Annotated in this window: 15 protein-coding genes; 9 read left to right on the forward strand and 6 right to left on the reverse strand. The window is 41.4% G+C overall.

Annotated features, from left to right (window positions below; all coding sequences use genetic code 11):
* The first annotated feature begins 1 nt into the window (after position 1).
* Genes EES38_RS11930 through EES38_RS11960 form a run of 7 tightly spaced genes read left to right on the forward strand, consistent with a single transcriptional unit; the run spans position 2 to position 6,613 of the window.
* Positions 2–448: a TadE/TadG family type IV pilus assembly protein gene (locus EES38_RS11930; RefSeq protein WP_124937423.1), complete on the forward strand. Its 447-nt coding sequence runs from the start codon at positions 2–4 to the stop codon at positions 446–448.
* Positions 445–954: a TadE/TadG family type IV pilus assembly protein gene (locus EES38_RS11935; RefSeq protein ID WP_124937424.1), complete on the forward strand. Its 510-nt coding sequence runs from the start codon at positions 445–447 to the stop codon at positions 952–954. Before EES38_RS11930 ends, EES38_RS11935 begins: the two co-directional genes overlap by 4 nt.
* A 12-nt stretch (positions 955–966) precedes the next feature.
* A complete protein-coding gene (locus EES38_RS11940; protein WP_124937425.1) occupies positions 967–2,184 on the forward strand; it encodes a CpaE/TadZ family protein in 1,218 nt (405 codons plus the stop codon).
* Positions 2,185–2,201: 17 nt separating this feature from the next.
* Positions 2,202–3,653, forward strand: a complete 1,452-nt coding sequence (locus tag EES38_RS11945; protein WP_124937426.1) for a TadA family conjugal transfer-associated ATPase — start codon at positions 2,202–2,204, stop codon at positions 3,651–3,653.
* A 15-nt stretch (positions 3,654–3,668) separates the two neighbouring features.
* On the forward strand, positions 3,669–4,637 hold the full coding sequence (locus tag EES38_RS11950) for a type II secretion system F family protein (protein ID WP_124937427.1): 969 nt from the start codon (positions 3,669–3,671) through the stop codon (positions 4,635–4,637).
* A 4-nt stretch (positions 4,638–4,641) separates the two neighbouring features.
* Positions 4,642–5,592, forward strand: a complete 951-nt coding sequence (locus tag EES38_RS11955) for a type II secretion system F family protein (RefSeq protein WP_124937501.1) — start codon at positions 4,642–4,644, stop codon at positions 5,590–5,592.
* 13 nt (positions 5,593–5,605) lie between these two features.
* On the forward strand, positions 5,606–6,613 hold the full coding sequence (locus EES38_RS11960) for a tetratricopeptide repeat protein (RefSeq protein WP_208020435.1): 1,008 nt from the start codon (positions 5,606–5,608) through the stop codon (positions 6,611–6,613).
* Between the two features lie 51 nt (positions 6,614–6,664).
* Here the strand turns inward: EES38_RS11960 and EES38_RS11965 are convergent, their stop codons facing one another.
* The 6 genes from EES38_RS11965 to EES38_RS11990 all read right to left on the reverse strand — a co-directional run bounded on the left by EES38_RS11965 (position 6,665) and on the right by EES38_RS11990 (position 13,609).
* Entirely contained in the window at positions 6,665–8,344 is a 1,680-nt protein-coding gene (locus EES38_RS11965) for an AMP-binding protein (protein ID WP_124937428.1), read from the reverse strand.
* A gap of 80 nt (positions 8,345–8,424) precedes the next feature.
* Positions 8,425–9,174, reverse strand: coding sequence for a helix-turn-helix domain-containing protein (locus tag EES38_RS11970; RefSeq protein WP_243694191.1), 750 nt, complete (start codon positions 9,172–9,174; stop codon positions 8,425–8,427).
* A 7-nt stretch (positions 9,175–9,181) separates the two neighbouring features.
* Entirely contained in the window at positions 9,182–10,339 is a 1,158-nt protein-coding gene (locus tag EES38_RS11975; RefSeq protein ID WP_124937429.1) for an HD domain-containing phosphohydrolase, read from the reverse strand.
* 259 nt (positions 10,340–10,598) lie between these two features.
* Complete coding sequence (locus EES38_RS11980; protein ID WP_124937504.1) at positions 10,599–11,150, reverse strand: gamma-glutamylcyclotransferase family protein; 552 nt, start codon at positions 11,148–11,150, stop codon at positions 10,599–10,601.
* A gap of 15 nt (positions 11,151–11,165) precedes the next feature.
* On the reverse strand, positions 11,166–12,104 hold the full coding sequence (locus EES38_RS11985; RefSeq protein ID WP_124937430.1) for a zinc transporter ZntB: 939 nt from the start codon (positions 12,102–12,104) through the stop codon (positions 11,166–11,168).
* Positions 12,105–12,157: 53 nt separating this feature from the next.
* On the reverse strand, positions 12,158–13,609 hold the full coding sequence (locus EES38_RS11990; RefSeq protein WP_124937431.1) for a RimK family ATP-grasp domain-containing protein: 1,452 nt from the start codon (positions 13,607–13,609) through the stop codon (positions 12,158–12,160).
* 72 nt (positions 13,610–13,681) lie between these two features.
* On the opposite strand from EES38_RS11990, the gene EES38_RS11995 reads away from it, so the two are divergent.
* Both EES38_RS11995 and EES38_RS12000 read left to right on the forward strand, forming a co-directional pair.
* Complete coding sequence (locus EES38_RS11995; protein ID WP_124937432.1) at positions 13,682–14,776, forward strand: GNAT family N-acetyltransferase/peptidase C39 family protein; 1,095 nt, start codon at positions 13,682–13,684, stop codon at positions 14,774–14,776.
* Between the two features lie 69 nt (positions 14,777–14,845).
* The gene (locus tag EES38_RS12000) at positions 14,846–17,707 is read left to right on the forward strand and encodes an HD domain-containing phosphohydrolase (protein ID WP_124937433.1); all 2,862 of its coding nucleotides are present in this window, start codon (positions 14,846–14,848) and stop codon (positions 17,705–17,707) included.
* The last annotated feature ends 34 nt before the right edge of the window (positions 17,708–17,741 follow it).

A 17,741-nucleotide genomic window follows, 5' to 3' on the forward strand; every position in this document is an offset into this window, starting at 1 on the left:
GATGAATCTAAGCCACAGAAATCACCAACGAGGCCTTTCCGCTATCGAGTTCGTTATTGCGATGCCGATCGTGTTTATTTTACTGGCGGCAGTGATCGAATTAGGAATTGCGTTGGTGAAATATCAGACTTTAACCAAACTCGTTCAATTTGGTGCTCGGTATGGGGTGTCCCAAGTTTACAATACTACCGGAGCTCAGGTCGCTGACACAGCACAAATAAAATGTGCTGTCGTGACTGGTTCGACGAGTGATATGTCCGCTGATTGTGGAAATAGCACTAATAAGCCGTTGCCATCATTGAATCTCGCGGATGTCTCAGTAAGTCAAACGGGGGATTACCTCTATGTAACAGCGATTTATCGCTACAGCCCTCTATTAAATTTTGGTGTGGTGACATCTGACTACACGTTAGATCTTAGTGCATCAGCTCTTATGAGGGCGAAATGATGAAAGCGGTTAAATTAATAAAAAAACAACACGGTCTTACTACCGTTGAGTTTACGGTCATCGCGACCACTCTCTTCTTAATTGTATTTGCACTGATTGAACTGGGTATCTATATCTATTCTGTTCAAACACTCAATGATATGTCACGTAAGGCAAGTCGTCTGGGGGCTGTGTGTTATCCGACAGCCGATATAGCTGGTCTAGTAACGGATGGAGCCCCATTAGGAATTCAGGCCAGTAATATCCAGGTAGATTATCTTGATGGTGATAGTACTGTCATTAATTTGAGTAGTATCACAGACACTTCCAGTTCAGAGTATTCCGATGCTGTCGAATCCATTCGTTATGTTCGAGCTCAGGTCGTTGGCTTCACATTTACTTTATCTGGAATCCTCTCTTTTCTTGGAAATAACGGTGTTCTTAGTGTGCCTACCCTAGCGTCTATCCTGCCGATAGAAAGTCTGGGAATATCTCATGATGGCTCATTCAAAGACAATTGTAATTAATTAGGAGTTTCTATGAATGATCGCCCTAATCATCAATTTGAACAGTCTCAGTCAGCAACTCGACTTAAAACACCGCTTGATGTCTGGGTACTTTACTCTGATGACGAATTTAAAGTACGTATTGCCCGAGAATTAATGGCGTGTTTGGGAGTCAATTTTGAGTTCCATGCCTTGGATAAGTTAGACGTTAGTGTATTTCGGGGTAATACGTTTCCTGATTTGATTTTTGTTCAAACAGGAGAGGGATGGGCAACTCAAATCTCTCAGTTACAACATGCCGATATCGATAAAAGCGATCATGATATGGCCATGATTGTCTTTGGCGAAGATACCGACCATGCGTCGTTACGTATGGCATTAAGGCTGGGGGCATCTGACTATTTATCCGATCATATTACGCATGAAGAATTGATGCCTATTTTAGCTGCATTCGCTGAGAGCAAGGTTGAGTCAAATGAATTTGCTGAGTTATTTCTGTTTATCAATACCAAAGGGGGAATGGGGGCGACCACACTCTGTTTGAACTCAGCAATTGAAGTCGCGATCAATTCTCCTGGCAAAGTATTGTATCTGGATCTGGATCTCCATTTTGGTGTCGCGACAGATTATCTAAACTTGAATCCGTCTTACAGTCTTACTGATGCTATTGAACAAAGTGAAGATTTGGATGAGATATCCCTGCAAAGTCTGGTTACTAAGCACGACTCTGGACTAAGACTGCTTAGTTTTAATCATGAAACACCGCTAGAGAATTACGAGCAATCAAAACGTATTGGTTCGCTTATTCCTATTTTACGCCGCTATTACAAATACATTTTTGTCGATATGTCTGCTGGCGCTGATTGTACGTTTAGCTCGGTAATGAGTCAGGCAAGTAAGGCGTTTCTTATTACTCAGCAAAACTTAATTGCGCTTAAAAACGCATCTTCGATCATTCGTTCCCTACGTTATGAGTATGGCATTCAAAATGATTCGATGGCTCTAGTCGTTAATCGTTTTGAAAAAAAACAGCAGATAAGGCTCAAAGATATAGAAGGGTCGATGCTGGGGATTGAGCTATTTACAATTCCAAATGATTTCAAAGTCAGTATTGAAAGTACCAACTTAGGTAAGCCATTCATAGTGGATAAACCTCACTCTATGATTGGTCGTTCGATTCATGAATTTTGCAAAACACTCTCACCCGATGTGATTGAATCCAAAGGGTGGCTGGATCGGTTTTTTAACTAATTGATAGTGAGGATAAGATGTTTTTTAAACGAAAAAATATCAATCCCGACTTTCAGGATAAAGCCTTGAAAGCCGAAAATAACATGACTGCTAAGAAACCTGAGATCGTCAAAAATACCGATGACGGCGGTGAAGCTCGGGCGGAAATCAGTACAGATAAAGTTGCAAAAAATAAGCTAATTGATGATGCTCGCAAGCAGTTAGAACAAGAGTTGTCAGTGAAACATTATTACCATCAGAAATTGCTGGAAATATTGGATCTGGCGCTCTTATCAAGCCTCGAGCGCGAAAGAGCTAAGAAAGAACTTCATGATGCCATCATACAGTTAATGTCGGATGATCCAAGCCATACTCTAGGGGTTGAAGGGCGAAAAAGGATCATACAGCAGATTGAAGATGAAGTCTTTGGACTCGGGCCTTTGGAACCATTACTCAAAGATTCGAGTATTTCCGATATTTTGGTCAATGGACCGAAAAGTATTTATGTCGAACGTTATGGGAAAATAGATAAAACCCCATATACCTTTTTAGACGAACGGCACCTTAGAAACATTATCGATCGTATTGTTAGTCAGGTAGGGCGAAGAATAGATGAGTCATCACCAATGGTGGATGCAAGACTTATGGATGGATCCCGTGTGAACGCGATTATTCCACCTCTGGCTCTGGATGGCGCAGCTTTGTCCATTCGCCGCTTCGCAGTAGATAAATTAACAATGGACAACTTACTCTCTTATAACTCGGTATCTAGAGGAATGGCTGCTTTCATTGAGGCTGCTGTGAAGGGAGAGCTTAATGTATTGATCTCTGGAGGTACAGGCTCGGGTAAGACGACGACGCTCAATATTCTTTCTGGCTTCATACCGGAAGATGAACGCATCATTACTATTGAAGATTCTGCCGAGCTTCAACTTCAACAACCTCATGTGATTCGCTTGGAAACCCGCCCCCCGAACCTTGAAGGAAAAGGAGAGATCACTCAGCGTGACTTGGTAAAAAACTCTCTGCGTATGCGTCCTGACCGTATTGTACTTGGTGAAGTTAGGGGAAGTGAGGCTGTGGATATGCTTGCGGCTATGAACACTGGTCATGAAGGGTCTCTTGCTACTGTGCACGCAAACACGCCCAGAGATGCTCTGAGCCGTATTGAGAACATGTTCTCAATGGCGGGATGGAATATTTCAACCAAAAACTTACGAGCTCAGATAGCTTCTGCAATACATCTGATTGTGCAGATGGAACGTCAGGAAGACGGAAAGAGAAGAATGGTGAGCATCTCTGAAATTAACGGTATGGAAGGCGACATCATTACCATGTCTGAGATTTTCAAGTTTCAGAGGCAGAGTGTTGATGAGCAGGGTAATGTCATCGGATTTTTTAAACCAACGGGCGTTATCCCGCAATGCCATGACAAGCTTTTAAAAAGAGGCTTGCCAATACCCTTCGAAGTTTTCAGCGAAAACTACTGAAACTAGGAGTCTGCTATGCGTGAAGATATCACAATATTTTTGGTATTACTGTTTTTTGCTGTGGTCTTTATTTCTCAGGCATTGTTATTGCCAGCGGTAGGAAATAAAGCCAGACATAAGCAGCTAAGTAACCGTTTAAAGCAGACAGAATCTGAGCTTGATGAAAAAAGTTTAACCCTGCTAAGGGAGCACAACCTAAAATCGTTATCGCCCATCGATCGTAAGTTGATTCAAATACCATTTTTAGCCACGTTGCAGAAACAGATCGAAATGGCTGGTCTAAACTGGTCTGTAACCAATGTTCTATCAGTCTTCAGTGTACTCAGTGCCGTTTCCGTTTTGGCTCTATATATGATTGGGCAACCTTGGTATGTCCTAATGGCGGACGTCATTTTCTTATGGTTCATTATTAAGTTTTTCATTGAGAAAAAAATATCGGATCGATTGAGTAAGTTTGAAGAACAGCTGCCTGAAGCGCTTGATATTATGCGCAGAATGCTACAAGCCGGGATGCCGATTTCTCAGGCGATGGGGGAAGTAGGGGAAGAGATGCCAGAACCGATAGGATCTGAATTTAAAAATGCCTTCAACCTGCTTAACTTTGGCTATGACATGAGACTGGCCATTATGCAAATGGCAGAGAGAACACCAACGATGTCTGTTTTGGCGTTTTCCAGTGCGGTTCTGCTGCAAAAAGAAACTGGGGGCAACCTATCTGAGAACCTAGAAAAAGTATCCAAAGTGCTTCGTGCCAGATTTAAGTTACAGAGAAAGATTAAAACTATTTCGGCGGAGAGTCGAATGTCCGCTTGGATACTGATCTTAGCTCCGTTCGTTTTGTTCTTGGTTATGACGGTCATTCAGCCTGCGTATGTGGATATTATTTATAAAGATCCTCGTGGAGTGAAAATGATCACCTTTGGCGTGATAAGCCTGTTCTTTGGTGCCATTTGGATTCGCAAAATCGTGAATTTCGAGGTGTAACATGATGGAGCAAATATTCGCATATTTAAACGGTGTAACGCTTGATGAAGAGACCTTTATTCTTACGGCGATATTCTCTGCAACGACACTAATTATTGTCACAGTGGTTCTCTTTGCTGTTGGGAGTCGTTCCCCCATTCGTAAAGGGCTAATGGATATTCGTAATCAAATGAATGACAACGCAGGCGCTGAGGCGAAAGCGAGTAAAGTTGATCATACATTAGAATCTCTAGCGCCGTTTATAGCCCCAAGGAATAAGAAAGAGAAAGAGTCGGTGCGCTTAAAATTAATGCACGCAGGGTTTCACGATGCAAATGCGATGACCATCTTTTATGCCGTAAAAGTTCTTTCTCTCGTTATTGGCTTGTTTGTTGCCATGGGAATTTTCTTTTTTAATAACGATATGCCTTTCGCCAATGTTGTAATGCTATTTGCTGTATTTCTTGGTCTGTTTTTTCCAAATATGGTTTTGCATAAGCTGGTTAAAAACAGGCAGCGCAAAATTCGCAATGCTATTCCTGATGCTCTAGACCTGTTAGTCGTCTGTACCGAATCCGGTTTGGGGTTTAATGCGGCTCTTAATCGAGTTGCTCAAGAACTCGATATATCTCATCCAGAATTTTCTGACGAGTTGGATACTGTCTGTCTAAAAGTGAAATCAGGTGTAGAGCTAAATCATGCCTTTGAGGACCTGGTCAGAAGAACCGGGGTCACTGAAATTACCGGGCTAGTCAAAATGCTTGCTCATGCGTCTAGAATTGGTGGCAGCTTGGCTCAGACATTACGTGAGTATACTGAAGATTATCGTGATCGTCGTAATCAGGAACTGGAAGAGATTGCAGCCAAAATTCCCACGAAAATGATTTTCCCTTTACTACTTTTTATCTGGCCATGCTTTTTTATTGTTGCCGTTGGTCCGTCGATATTAACGCTACTCGACACGCTTAGTTCATAAGTAGGAGTTTATTATGTTAAGAAAAGTTGCACTAACGCTAATGTGCTGCATTGGTTTGACGATTATGGGATGCGCAGGAACGTCGACAACATCCTCATCCTTTCCTAATGAACTTTATGACGGCAAGAATATAGAAACATTCAAGTTAAAAGACATGCCGAAAACAGAAGTTGAAGCAATAGAGAGAGGCGATAAAGCACTGAGTCAGGCAAACTACGATTTGGCATTGTTTGAATATATTCGTTCTCTTGAGCTACCTAAAGGGCAATATAAAGACAAAACGCTGTACTCGATAGGACGTATTCATCAGTCTCGCGGTAATCTACGTTTGGCTGAAAAAGCGTATCTTTTAGCATTAGAAAACAACCCCAACAATATTCAGGTTCTTGAGCGATTGGGTGTGATATACAGTAAACAAGGTAACGTTGATCAGGGAAAGGCTTATTTTCTCCGTGCTGTAAATGCGGATCAAATCCGATTTACCCCATCACATCAAACAGTTAAAGAGCCTTTAAACTCTGATCTCGTACAGTCATTTAAAGTCAATAAAGATTCTCCTGAGTTAGCTTACATGGGCTTGGGAATTCTTTATGACATCAAAGCTCAACATAATATTGCTCAAGCATTTTATCGTCGTTCATTACTGATCAATCCTGATTCATTAAAGAGTTTAACGAACATGGGGTACTCTTATTACATGAGCAAAGATTATGATGAAGCGCAGAGAACGACTTTAGCTGCATTAAAACTCGACCCGAATAATGAGAAGGCACAAAATAATCTAGCTTTGATTTATCTAGCAAAGAATCAACCGCAAAAGGCACTGAGTTTATTTATGAATCACATGGAGAAGCCTCAGGCTTTGAATAATGTGGGGTACTTTTTGATGTTGCAGGGTCACCCAGAGGAAGCGGTACCTTATCTACAACAAGCAATTAACGAAAACCCGCTTTACTATCAATTGGCGAATGAAAACCTAGAAAGAGCACTGCGAGAAATTCGAATAAAGGGTAATCAGTAGAGAGCAGATAACGTGAGTCTTCCAATAATAATACGATGTGAAGACTCTACGTTACTCCCAATGGATAAGCTCATCACTAGGCCATTGGTTTGCCATTTCAGCGTATTTTTGTTCTAGCAAATGACGTTTCACTTTCAATGTTGGTGTCAAAATGCCATTTTCAACAGACCATGGCTCCTTGACAATCAAAACGCCTCTTATCTGCTCGTGAGATTGTAGTCTGGTATTGATTTGCGTTACGGTTGAGTAAATTGTTTTTTCATATCGACTCCGATTAAGGTTTTCAAATTTAAACGGAACAATGAGCAGTACCGGCGCGGGAACACCAGGTCCGATAAGGCAGATAGAATTGACCTTTACTCGATCTACTATCAGTTTCTCGATTTTATGTGGTGAAACGTATTTGCCTTTGGCTGTTTTAAATGTATCCCCTTTACGCCCTTTGATATAGACGTATCCCTGACTATCGATGCTCCCTACATCACCTGTTTTCAGCCACTTTTCGGGTGTAAACGCTTTTCTGGTTTCCAGAGGTTGCTTGTAATAGCCTGAAAATAACCCTTTGCTTTCTACCAGAATTTCACCGTCATCTGCGATATGGATATTAATACCCGGTCCAGGGATGCCAATACTACCTAATTTTTTCTTGTTGTATGGATAATTCAAGGTTCCGAAAGCGTAGTTTTCGGTCATACCCCATGCTTCTGTTATTCTCAAACCAATACGTTGATACCATTTTAGTAACGCTGGTGAAATAGGCGCAGAACCGCAGCCTAATACCCGGGCTTTATCCAGTCCGAGCCCTTCTGCAATTTTATGTCTGATTAATCGGCGTAATATGGGGATTTTCAACAAAAAGTTGAGTTTTCTTGGAGAGAGCTTCTCATCTATACGTTCTTTGAAAAGCGTCCATAATCTGGGGACAGAAATGAATAGAGTCGGTCTGTGCATCTTTACATCATCAATAAAAGTATAAAGAGACTCAGGAAATGCCACACTCAAGCCCGTTTCAATGGAGATACCCATAATAAAAACTCGCTCAGTGATATGAGATAGAGGCAAATACGAAAACATTCTGTCTTCTGATGAGACACCAATCAGGTTTGATAGTTGATTTACCGACCAGCTAAATCCACTGTAGGTCAGCATTGCTCCTTTGGGGGTACCCGAGGTACCAGAAGTATATACGATGGACATAATGTCGCTTTCATTATGTCCACTCAGGCATTCAAAATCGGGCTGAGAATACCGCAGTAGAAATTCAAACTCATGATCGCATTTGATACTTGAATCGTATGGTAGCGAGATGGTGGTCAGCGAATCCAACTCATGGAGTGACTTCTCAATTTCATCGGGTGAATCGAGTTTACCAACGATTAAAATTTTTGCCTCGCTGTGTTTCAAGCAATGTGTAATGGTTTCTTGATTGGCTGTCGGAAAAATAGGGACGCTTATGAAATTGCCCATCATGCAGGCAAAGTCATAGATAAACCACTCAGCACAATTTTTTGAAATGATCGCAATTCGATCATCGGGTTTTGCACCGAGCTTAACTAAAGCATGGCTGAATGCTGAGGCTTTTTCAGCTACCTGAGCAAACGTATAATCACGAAACTGGCGATCAATAATTTGCTTTAAGTAAATATCATTTGGACGATCTTTAGCCCACCTTAGGAGGTGTTCGTCGGGATAGAGCAGACGGCTGGAAATACTTGGAGATCGTTGCGCCATAGCCACCTCATATAAGCTAAGCTGGTTTACTACGTAACTGTCCAAAAAATGGTCAGAATTACCTCAGTTTAGCATGTTATTCAGGACGTTAGTGCTAATTTCTTGTATTCACCCGGACTGGTTCCCACTTTTTTCTTAAATATTCTATTGAAGTAGGACAGATCCTTGTAGCCACACTGAAGAGCAACAATCGCTATTTTAGTATTCGGTTGTTCTATTAATAAGCGTTTCGCCAAAGCGATTCTTTTTCGACACAAATAATCTCGGAAAGAGATCCCTAAAAGGTGATGAAATGTTCTGGAAAAGTAGGCAACCGAATATCCGTACTTCTCAGCAATTTGATCTTCTCTTAATTCATGTTCGATCTGAGTCTCAATAGTATAAAGAAGAGATAGAATCGAATTGGGAGTTAGAGGGGTTTTTCCAATACCTTTAATATACTGTGAAGTCAACGACATACTTGGAATGTTCATGGCATCGATTTCTCTTACAACCGCCGACATTAAACGAAATGGGGTTGAGGTACTCGCCTGGAAATTGAGAGACCAGACACCAGGATACAATGAGCAAAGTGCTGAGCTATTGTTATTTAAACAGAGTAAAAAGTAGCCTTGGTTCCTATATTCGAATAGCGTTTTTTGGGTCCGAGCATCAATATAATCGGACTGAAGGCGTACGAGGCCTATCTTGGTACCTGACGGAGATAATTGCTGTGCTCCCTGCTCAAAGTCTACCAAGCAGAAGTAGGCTTCTATCGCATCTTTTGAATTCCGACTAAGATCATTGATCGGATCACCAAAGGTGGTTGCAAGGTATTTCTTAAACATCATTACCTCTCTAGTGAGTGGTTTCAGCATTTTTCGGGTCAGTTTCTGGGTAGCGACTAATTATCTCGTTAAGAAACGCTTGGTGTCTTCTCAATGCATTGACACAGTGCTTATCGACTTCACCATTGGCGACCATTTTCTCCAATTCAAGGAGAGCAAAAAGAACAGAGCAGGCTTGCTTATAGGGTCTATGACTGGTCAGGGCATCAAAGATATTGGCTACGCTAATAATGCGCGCAGAGACGGGAATTTCGTCTCCTTTTTTACCATAAGGATACCCGGTACCATTCAATCGTTCCTGATGATACGAAATAATGTCTTTCAGTATATTTAAACTGGCATGTGAACAACAGCCTGTTTTGGAAATTATTCCGTCAATAATATCGATACCCCGTTCTATATGTTGAAAAACTTTGTCCTTTTCAATTTCCGCAAGACCTGTGGATTTTTGGAGCAAACTTGGGGACATACTTAGTTTGCCGATATCATGAAAACGAGAGAAAAGTGTAATATTTTCAATATCTTCATCGCTTAAGTTGTAAGTGTCAGCGATGTCGTGGGCAATTATTTTTGTGTAGTAATACATCCTTTCCTGATGGTCTTTGAATTGGAGCATATGTCTTGGCTGACGTTTAATCGTACTGTTAGCCGCATCCAAAATGGTTTTGATGGTTTCATATTCCCAAGATGCAGCTTGCTTGATGAGTTTGATGTATGGCGTCAAGGATTGCTGTACATCTTCACAGAAGAAGTTTGGGGTGTTTGCATTTAAGAATATAAAGCCAATAAGATTATTCTCATAGAAAGTAGGTAGGGCGTATGACGATTTAAATCCTTGCTCTTTGAGCCAATGATTATGTTTTGATGCAGGTTCAATGTCCGAATCAAAATTCGAAATTGTCCGACACTGATGTTTTTCGGCGCACTCGAGTAAAGATGGGAGTTCGCTAAGGCGACACTCATAGTGACGAAATGTCTCGTTCGAATTAGGGGCACTGTCTGCATACGTCTTAAGCACATCTGAATCGCTGTCATACAAAGCAAATGAGAGGCGTTCAATTTGGGGCAGTTCATCTTTGACCTGCTCAAAAACTTCACCAAGTTGTTGGTTGAGGGTACCTTGCCAAAATCGTTGGTTACCCTGAGCTTTGCGTCGTAACGTGCCCATGTTCCTTCCCCATGTTTCTCGTGCTTATAAAAATTTGATGGTCTTCTCACTTAATTGTAGGCAAGGAAAACTTATTTAGATGCGCAAAAAAGCAAAATGCTCGGCGGGTCACAATCGAAATAAATATACTGAAAATGGAACGTTTTTTCTTATCTAAGATAATGAATTTAAATTAATTCTTTTTAAACGTGTTTTGTTTTTGAAAATAAACAGTGAAACAAAAAAGGCATTTCGAATGGAAATGCCTTTGGAGGGTAATTTACTTTTGTATTAACAGTAATTTATCAATGAGTGACTCATGTGCTGCAGAAATACCCGCGTAGTTACCATATCGAGGTTGATGCCTATCGTTGAAAATAGGATAAGTCCAACCTTCTGTATGTTTGATAAATAAGTGCGCGAACTCTTCTGAAATCTCCAGACAACCCGAAAGCACAGTATCGATATAGGTTTGTAGGACGGGCATATCCTCACAAGGTGGCTCTGGATTCTCTTTTACATAAACCCAAACTTCACTTGATTCATTAATCGGTTCGGCGGTTTCTATCTGTTCGGCTAACAACTTGATTCGTTTATAACCTCTCTCTCGACTATCGAAATCGATAAGATCACTAGGTGATATCTCTAAAAGTACACCATTTACAATGCCCTCACCGATGTCGGAAACCAGTGGAGAGGCTGAGTAGCTGTCATCCACTTTACCCCAGTATCGTACAAGACCAGAAACAATGGCTGGTATGGCTTCACCTGTTTGTCCGGTTAGCTTTCTTGATGAAGAGTTCATCAGGCTTCCATAACCAAAAATGTAAATTGGCATACATCTCCCCTAGTAAGATTTGAAAAAGTCGAGTCGACGAAGAATCCAGTATTCACCGAAGAATATGATCAGCAGAGCGAAACAGAAAATACCAAATGCCATGCTATCGTCCGTGCCTGGCATTCCTCCAACATTCACGCCAAGCAGTCCAGTCAGGAAACTGGTTGGCAGGAAAATAACCGCCAGAATTGTGAACAGATAGGTATTCTGGTTCATCTTTTCTGCGTGGTATTGGCGAAGCTCGCCTTTAATCATTTCCAATTCGCCCAGATAAAAGTCGAGGCTTTCATTGATGCGAGTGATGGTGTTGACACTGTGGCGTAAACGCAGGTTTTTGGTCTGAGCTAACTCATTATCCGAATCTTGAAAATCATTGATAGCGTAAAGCTGCGGTTTAACAAAACGTTTAATTTTGAACAACGCTTTGTGGGTTTCCATTAGCTCTTCACTCATTTCCAGCTGTTCGTCAAACTCTTCAATTTTATCTTCGACACTGGTGAGATAGTTATCAATATTGCGACTCAGACCATCAATAATCGCGACGACAAGGTCAGCGAGAGTCGATGGCCCTTTCCCTTCCGTCAGTAGCTGCCGAATACTAGCCACAGTCTTTGACGGAATTTTTCGTGTGGTGATTAATGTCCCTTTGAAATAAAGCATCCGAATACTGAGCATGTCTTCTGGGTGGGCTGATTCATTCAAATTAACACCGCGAAGAATAAGCAGGAAATCACCATTTTCATATTCTTCAAACATTGGCCGAGTATCCTCGGCAAGAAAACTATCAATAATCGAATTCGGTAGTTGGTTAGACTCTAACCATCCTCTTAGATCAGGCGCATCGCGCTGACAGTGATACCAGTGGTTTTCCCGAAGACGAGTCAAATCGGTATCGGTAATATGTTTCACTTGCTTATCAAACTGCCAATGGTCTATGAGAAATTCCATGTGTTTCCTTTTGAATGTGTCCCGAATCGTGTCGGGACATCGTAATATAATGATTAGAAGCCACGTAACTGAATACGACGAAGAAACTCAGTCATTATTCTATCGTAGAGAAGATCCCCTAAAAATGCATCCTCTACCTGATGATCAATGCTCGGATTGTCGTTCACTTCTATCACGTAGACTTGACCATCAATCTCTTTTAAGTCAACACCATAAAGGCCATTACCGATAAGATTAGCTGCTTTTACTGCGGTATCGATAACTTGTTTTGGAACTTGTTTTAAGTCGAGAGTTTCCCATCCACCAGAGGAAACACGGCCACTTTTGTGGTGCTGATAAATTTGCCAGTGACCTCGACTCATCATGTACTTACAGGCAAAAATAGGGTGACGGTTGATGATCCCGATTCGCCAGTCAAAGGATGTTGGCATAAAGGCTTGTGCTAGTATTAGAGCACTTTTTTCAAACAAAGCAGTCGCTTCTTTTTCCAGCTCTGATTCATCTTTTACCTTAATAACACCACGAGAAAAAGCACCATCAGGAATCTTGAGCACCATTGGAAATTCAAGTGATTCCATCAACTGCTGTTTCCAGTTTTCGTTGAATGACTGAACAATGACACTGTTAGGGGCCATGACATTATTTTTCTTCAGAAGCTCTGTCAGGAATACTTTGTTTGTACATTTCATTATGGACTCAGAATCATCCATAACCACTAGCCCCATTTTCTCTGCTGTTTTTGCAAAGCGGTAAGTGTAGTTGCTGATGTTTGTCGTTGCGCGAATAAAGAGACCGTCAAACTCGCCAAGTCTTGATAAGTCATCCGAAGAGATCGTTTCTAAACGCATACCCAAGCGATTTGCCGCTTTTTTGAAACGAATTAAAGCTGAAGAGTCTGATGGTGGCATCTTCTCTTCTTCATCAACCAACATGGCAATATCGTAGCGATATTTCTTATCTTGTTTAGGTCGTTTCCATACTTTGCTTGAAAACATCTCCAGTGAATCTATGAAGAAGTCCTGTTCGCCATTTTCTAAATCTTGAAAAGCAAACGGTGCAATTTTGTTTAGGTGCCATTGCCCTTTGACTTTGGTCAGTTCAATTTCAATGACGGGAACCATAAATTGTTCGAACAAGCGACGTGCGAATTTCTCAAGCAGTTTCTCTGGTGTGCGACCAAAATAGACTTTACACGCAATGTGATCAGTATTTTTAACATTTGAGTCGATGTTCAAGGATGCCGATGACAGAAAAAACGGTTGTTGTATATCGTTGATCGCCATAACTCGCGGGATAACTCGGTGTCCCCTGGCTTCCGCAAGAAGAGAACAATAGTAGCCCGAACCCATGTATTCATAATCTCTACATAAGTTGACTACCTGAACATTTTTTAATTGATTTTTACCAGACATTGCCAGGTACTGATCTACGCTAACAACTTGTTCTGAAGGGAAGTAATCTTTCCAGTCACTGGTGTGGTCGGTAACAATTAAAAGCTTTGCCATTGCTATTTTTCCTAGCTCAATAGGTTTATGATGAAGCCGCAATCGTGCCAATCTATTTTTAAAGGACATCGTATGGACATTCGTCTTGCGAAGCTTACTGATCTCTCTGTTCTCAATGATCTTGAACTAAAACTGTTTGATACTGACAGGATATCTCCACGTCAAATGAAACGTTTTATACAGTCCCCTAAGGATCTCATCTTTGTTGCTACGGAAAATGACGAGATTGCTGGTTATGCGTTGTTACTTTTTCACCAAGGTACACAGCTATCTAGGTTGTATTCGATTGCCGTCAAACCTGACTTCAGAGGACGGGGTATTGCTCGTAATCTCATAGAGCAATGTGAGCGCGCGGCTCTTGATCAAGGCTTCAATACATTACGACTAGAAGTCAGAGAAGACAATACTTCAGCAATACATTTGTATGAAAAAATGGGATACAAAACATTACAGGTACTCATCCATTATTACGATGATCTTTGCGATGGGCGAAGAATGCAAAAAAGGCTTGAACCTCAAGGACCAACACATCAACTTGACATGCCACTTTATATCCAGACCACCAAGTTTACCTGTGGTCCTGCGTGCCTGGTGATGAGCTTTAGCTGCTTGGATAAAGAGTATCAACCGAGCCGAACAGAAGAGCTACAACTGTGGCGAGAAGCCACGACGATCTTTATGGCTGCGGGCCATGGGGGCTGCAGTGGACACGGCTTAGCACTGGCTGCGGCAAAACGTGGGTTTGATGTGGAGCTCTGGAGTCGCTCTGATTCCACGCCATTTATCGATAGCGTTCGTGATGCCAGTAAAAAAGACATTATTGATTTGGTACATCATGAGTTTGTCCGCCAGCTCGAGCAAACATCAGCTTTAATCAAGGATATTCCACCGACAACGGACCAATTTGAAGTTTGGCTGGAAGAGGGGGCATGTGTTTTGTTGTTAATTAGTACATATCGTTTTGATGGTAAGAAAGAGCCACACTGGATCGTTCTTAGTGGGATGAACGAACAGTTTTTCTTTATCCACGATCCTCACGCAGACAATGAGAGCCATGCTGTGGGTTCGGCTTTTGTCCCGGTCGGAAAATCGGTACTCAGACAGATCATTACTTTCGGCAAGCAAAAACAAATTGCTTGTGTTGTTATCAAACGCACAAACAGTTAATAAGAATTTTATTACTTATCAACATATTGATTATACTTGTAGTTGGATATTTCAAAATCAGGGACGATAATGAAAAAACAATTACCTGGTATTCGTCTACAGTTGTTGGTTAGTGGCTCTATTGTTATTGGGATGTTGGTGCTGGCCGCATCGATTATTTTTCACTCTTATCAAAGTAATCGACGAATTCTTATCGAGTTAGCTCAGGAAAATGCCCAACAAATTGCGGCTAAAATCGATAGCCAGATTGAACGCCACACCCAGCCAATCATTACGGCATTGAAGCTGTTATCACAAGACTCAATTATTACGGCAAACGATCACTCTTCGCGGATGAAGAGAATTAAGCTGCTCAAACTGATCCTTGATGAAAATCCTGTAGTGAGCTCTGCCTATCTGGGGTATTCAAATGGTGACTTTTTCCTGTTACGTAAACTCAATTCCGATTTGAGAAAAAAAGTCGTATCCGCACCAGATGACGCATCGTATATGGTGCAGTCTTTAGAGCGCAACACGAGTGGGCAAGTCTTAAATTCCGTCTGGTTGTTCTTCGATAAGGGTTTCAATCTTTTATCGCGCAGAAATACACCTGAATATCAGTTTGACCCTCGTTCAAGAAGATGGTTTGCCAGTGCCGTTGCTACTGACAAACTTTACCTTGGTGAACCGTACGTTTTTTATACTACCCAGCAAGTTGGGGTAACGTTATCGATGAAAGCGGCCCCCTTTAATACTGTCGTTGGAATGGACGCATCGATAGATGATTTATCCGAGCTTATGCAGTCACTATTGCCAAATGAATTCAGTCGCCTCGCTTTGGTTAACGATAAAAATGTGGTACTTGGCTTTCCGGACAGTTCGAAACTTGTGCACCCGACAGACTCCGGAGCATTTCGTTTGTCTCGAATTAAAGAGCTGGAGATTCCATTATTTAATCAGCTTGTTGAGCATAAAACTCAACATAGCTTGGTCCCTTTTGCAACAGGGCAAGGTATTTGGTTTGGACAAAGTATCCATGTCGGACCTACAGGTAAAGAAAATTGGAGTCTACTCTACGGTATTCCTGAATCGGCTTTGCTTCAAAGTGCCACTACTGTTTTACACCAACAGTTAATTTGGTCAGGGGTGATTATCGGTATTCTGTTGTTGGTTGGTTGGTTTTTCGGCCGCTTAGTGGCACTACCTATGTTGCGTTTATCCAGCGTGATTGAAGGAATGAGAGCGTTCGATTTTCGTCAGGAAAACTCCGTATCTTCTTATGTCCGAGAGGTTAATATTCTTTCTCAGTCTCTATCTGAAATGTCTGCAGCAATTCGGAGCTTTCGTTCTATTTCGCTTTTGCTTTCTCAGGAACAGGATATGGACAAGATGCTAAATGGAGTGGTGACGCATTTACTCAATATCACTGATTCAAAAGCGGCCTGTATTTATCTGTTCAATTCTAAGCAACAATCTTTAGATAGGGCTACGCAAAGTCAATGGGGACCATCGTCCATTCCTTGTCCTCAAGCGAGCAGAGAGGACTTCGTAGAAATTGTCCAGAAAACGTTCTCTGCTGATGATGAGCAAGATACAACATTGTCTATTCCGCTTTGTGATAGAAGAATGTCTGTGATTGGTGTCTTAATCCTTTTGCATGACAAAGACCGTAACTTTGAAAATCCTGCATTTGTTGAATTTGTATCCCAAATTTCAGGCTCGGCTGCGACCGCAATCGAAACAAGGAAACATGTTGAATCCCAAACAGAATTAATCGATGCCATTATCCGTTTATTAGCTGATGCCATTGATGCCAAATCGCCTTACACCAGTGGGCACTGTGAAAGAGTTCCAATATTGGCGGAAATGCTCATTGATGAAGCGCAGAAAAGTCATAGTGGTAGTTTTGCGGGCTTTATGATGGATGATACCCAACGTAGAGAGTTCAAAATTGCTGCTTGGCTGCATGATTGCGGCAAAATTACCAGTCAGGAGTACATCATTGATAAAGCGACCAAATTAGAAACGATTCATAATAGAATCCATGAGATACGGACTCGTTTTGAAGTGTTATGGAGAGACAGAGAGCTAGATTATTGGCAAAAGCTTTACGCTGGTGAGAATCAACAAGAATTACAAGCTCGACTTGACCGCGAGCTTGAAGCGCTCCAAGAAGATTTTACTCATATTGCCAATCTTAATATTGGTGCCGAGAGCATGAGTAGCCAAGATCTTGAGAAACTGAATCATATTAGCCGAAGAGTGTGGACTCGACATTTTAGTAGCCGGCAGGGGTTATCTCGAGATGAATGGTTACGAGTCAAAGACCTAGAAGAAAGCCTTCCATGTACTGAGTTACTTCTTGACGATAAAGTTGAACATATCATTCCTTGGGGAGAAAATCGGCCTCCTGTTGGTAAACATGATAAGGATAATATTTGGGGATTTGATATGACTTTGCCACAACACGAGTTGAATAAAGGCGAGATCTACAATCTCTCTATCGAGCGAGGAACCTTAACAGAGGAAGAGCGGTTCTTGGTTAATAACCATATTGTGCAAACGATAAAAATGCTCAGCAAGTTGCCGTTTCCCGATGAAATGCAGAGAGTTCCTGATATTGCTGGAAATCATCATGAAAAAATCGATGGCAGAGGTTATCCGAGAAAATTGTCTGGTGAAGAATTATCCATTCCTGAAAAGGTAATGGCACTCGCAGATATTTTTGAAGCATTGACGGCCGCAGACAGACCTTATAAAGAAGCAAAAACATTGTCGGAATCGTTAGCTATTTTAGCCGATATGGTAAAACAACGACATATTGATGAAGATACCTTTCGTTTGTTTATCGAGTCTAAAACGTATTTGAGGTATGCAGAGAAGTTCTTATCTGAAAAGCAAAAAGATAATGTAAACGAAAAGCAAATACTGCAGTTGGCTGAACTAGTTTAGTTTATATGCCCTGACTTGAGCATCAGGGCATTGA

The organism is Vibrio viridaestus, assembly GCF_003856525.1.
Classification (GTDB): Bacteria; Pseudomonadota; Gammaproteobacteria; order Enterobacterales; family Vibrionaceae; genus Vibrio; species Vibrio viridaestus.

What these genes read in the sequence shown, in the direction of transcription:
- EES38_RS11985 (WP_124937430.1), bottom strand. Translation starts at nt 12,104, where the DNA reads ATGGAATTTCTCATAGACCATTGGCAGTTTGATAAGCAAGTGAAACAT.
- EES38_RS11960 (WP_208020435.1), top strand. Translation starts at nt 5,606, where the DNA reads ATGTTAAGAAAAGTTGCACTAACGCTAATGTGCTGCATTGGTTTGACG.
- EES38_RS11995 (WP_124937432.1), top strand. Translation starts at nt 13,682, where the DNA reads ATGGACATTCGTCTTGCGAAGCTTACTGATCTCTCTGTTCTCAATGAT.
- EES38_RS11990 (WP_124937431.1), bottom strand. Translation starts at nt 13,609, where the DNA reads ATGGCAAAGCTTTTAATTGTTACCGACCACACCAGTGACTGGAAAGAT.
- EES38_RS11940 (WP_124937425.1), top strand. Translation starts at nt 967, where the DNA reads ATGAATGATCGCCCTAATCATCAATTTGAACAGTCTCAGTCAGCAACT.
- EES38_RS11935 (WP_124937424.1), top strand. Translation starts at nt 445, where the DNA reads ATGATGAAAGCGGTTAAATTAATAAAAAAACAACACGGTCTTACTACC.
- EES38_RS12000 (WP_124937433.1), top strand. Translation starts at nt 14,846, where the DNA reads ATGAAAAAACAATTACCTGGTATTCGTCTACAGTTGTTGGTTAGTGGC.
- EES38_RS11965 (WP_124937428.1), bottom strand. Translation starts at nt 8,344, where the DNA reads ATGGCGCAACGATCTCCAAGTATTTCCAGCCGTCTGCTCTATCCCGAC.
- EES38_RS11970 (WP_243694191.1), bottom strand. Translation starts at nt 9,174, where the DNA reads ATGATGTTTAAGAAATACCTTGCAACCACCTTTGGTGATCCGATCAAT.
- EES38_RS11945 (WP_124937426.1), top strand. Translation starts at nt 2,202, where the DNA reads ATGTTTTTTAAACGAAAAAATATCAATCCCGACTTTCAGGATAAAGCC.
- EES38_RS11975 (WP_124937429.1), bottom strand. Translation starts at nt 10,339, where the DNA reads ATGGGCACGTTACGACGCAAAGCTCAGGGTAACCAACGATTTTGGCAA.
- EES38_RS11930 (WP_124937423.1), top strand. Translation starts at nt 2, where the DNA reads ATGAATCTAAGCCACAGAAATCACCAACGAGGCCTTTCCGCTATCGAG.
- EES38_RS11950 (WP_124937427.1), top strand. Translation starts at nt 3,669, where the DNA reads ATGCGTGAAGATATCACAATATTTTTGGTATTACTGTTTTTTGCTGTG.
- EES38_RS11955 (WP_124937501.1), top strand. Translation starts at nt 4,642, where the DNA reads ATGGAGCAAATATTCGCATATTTAAACGGTGTAACGCTTGATGAAGAG.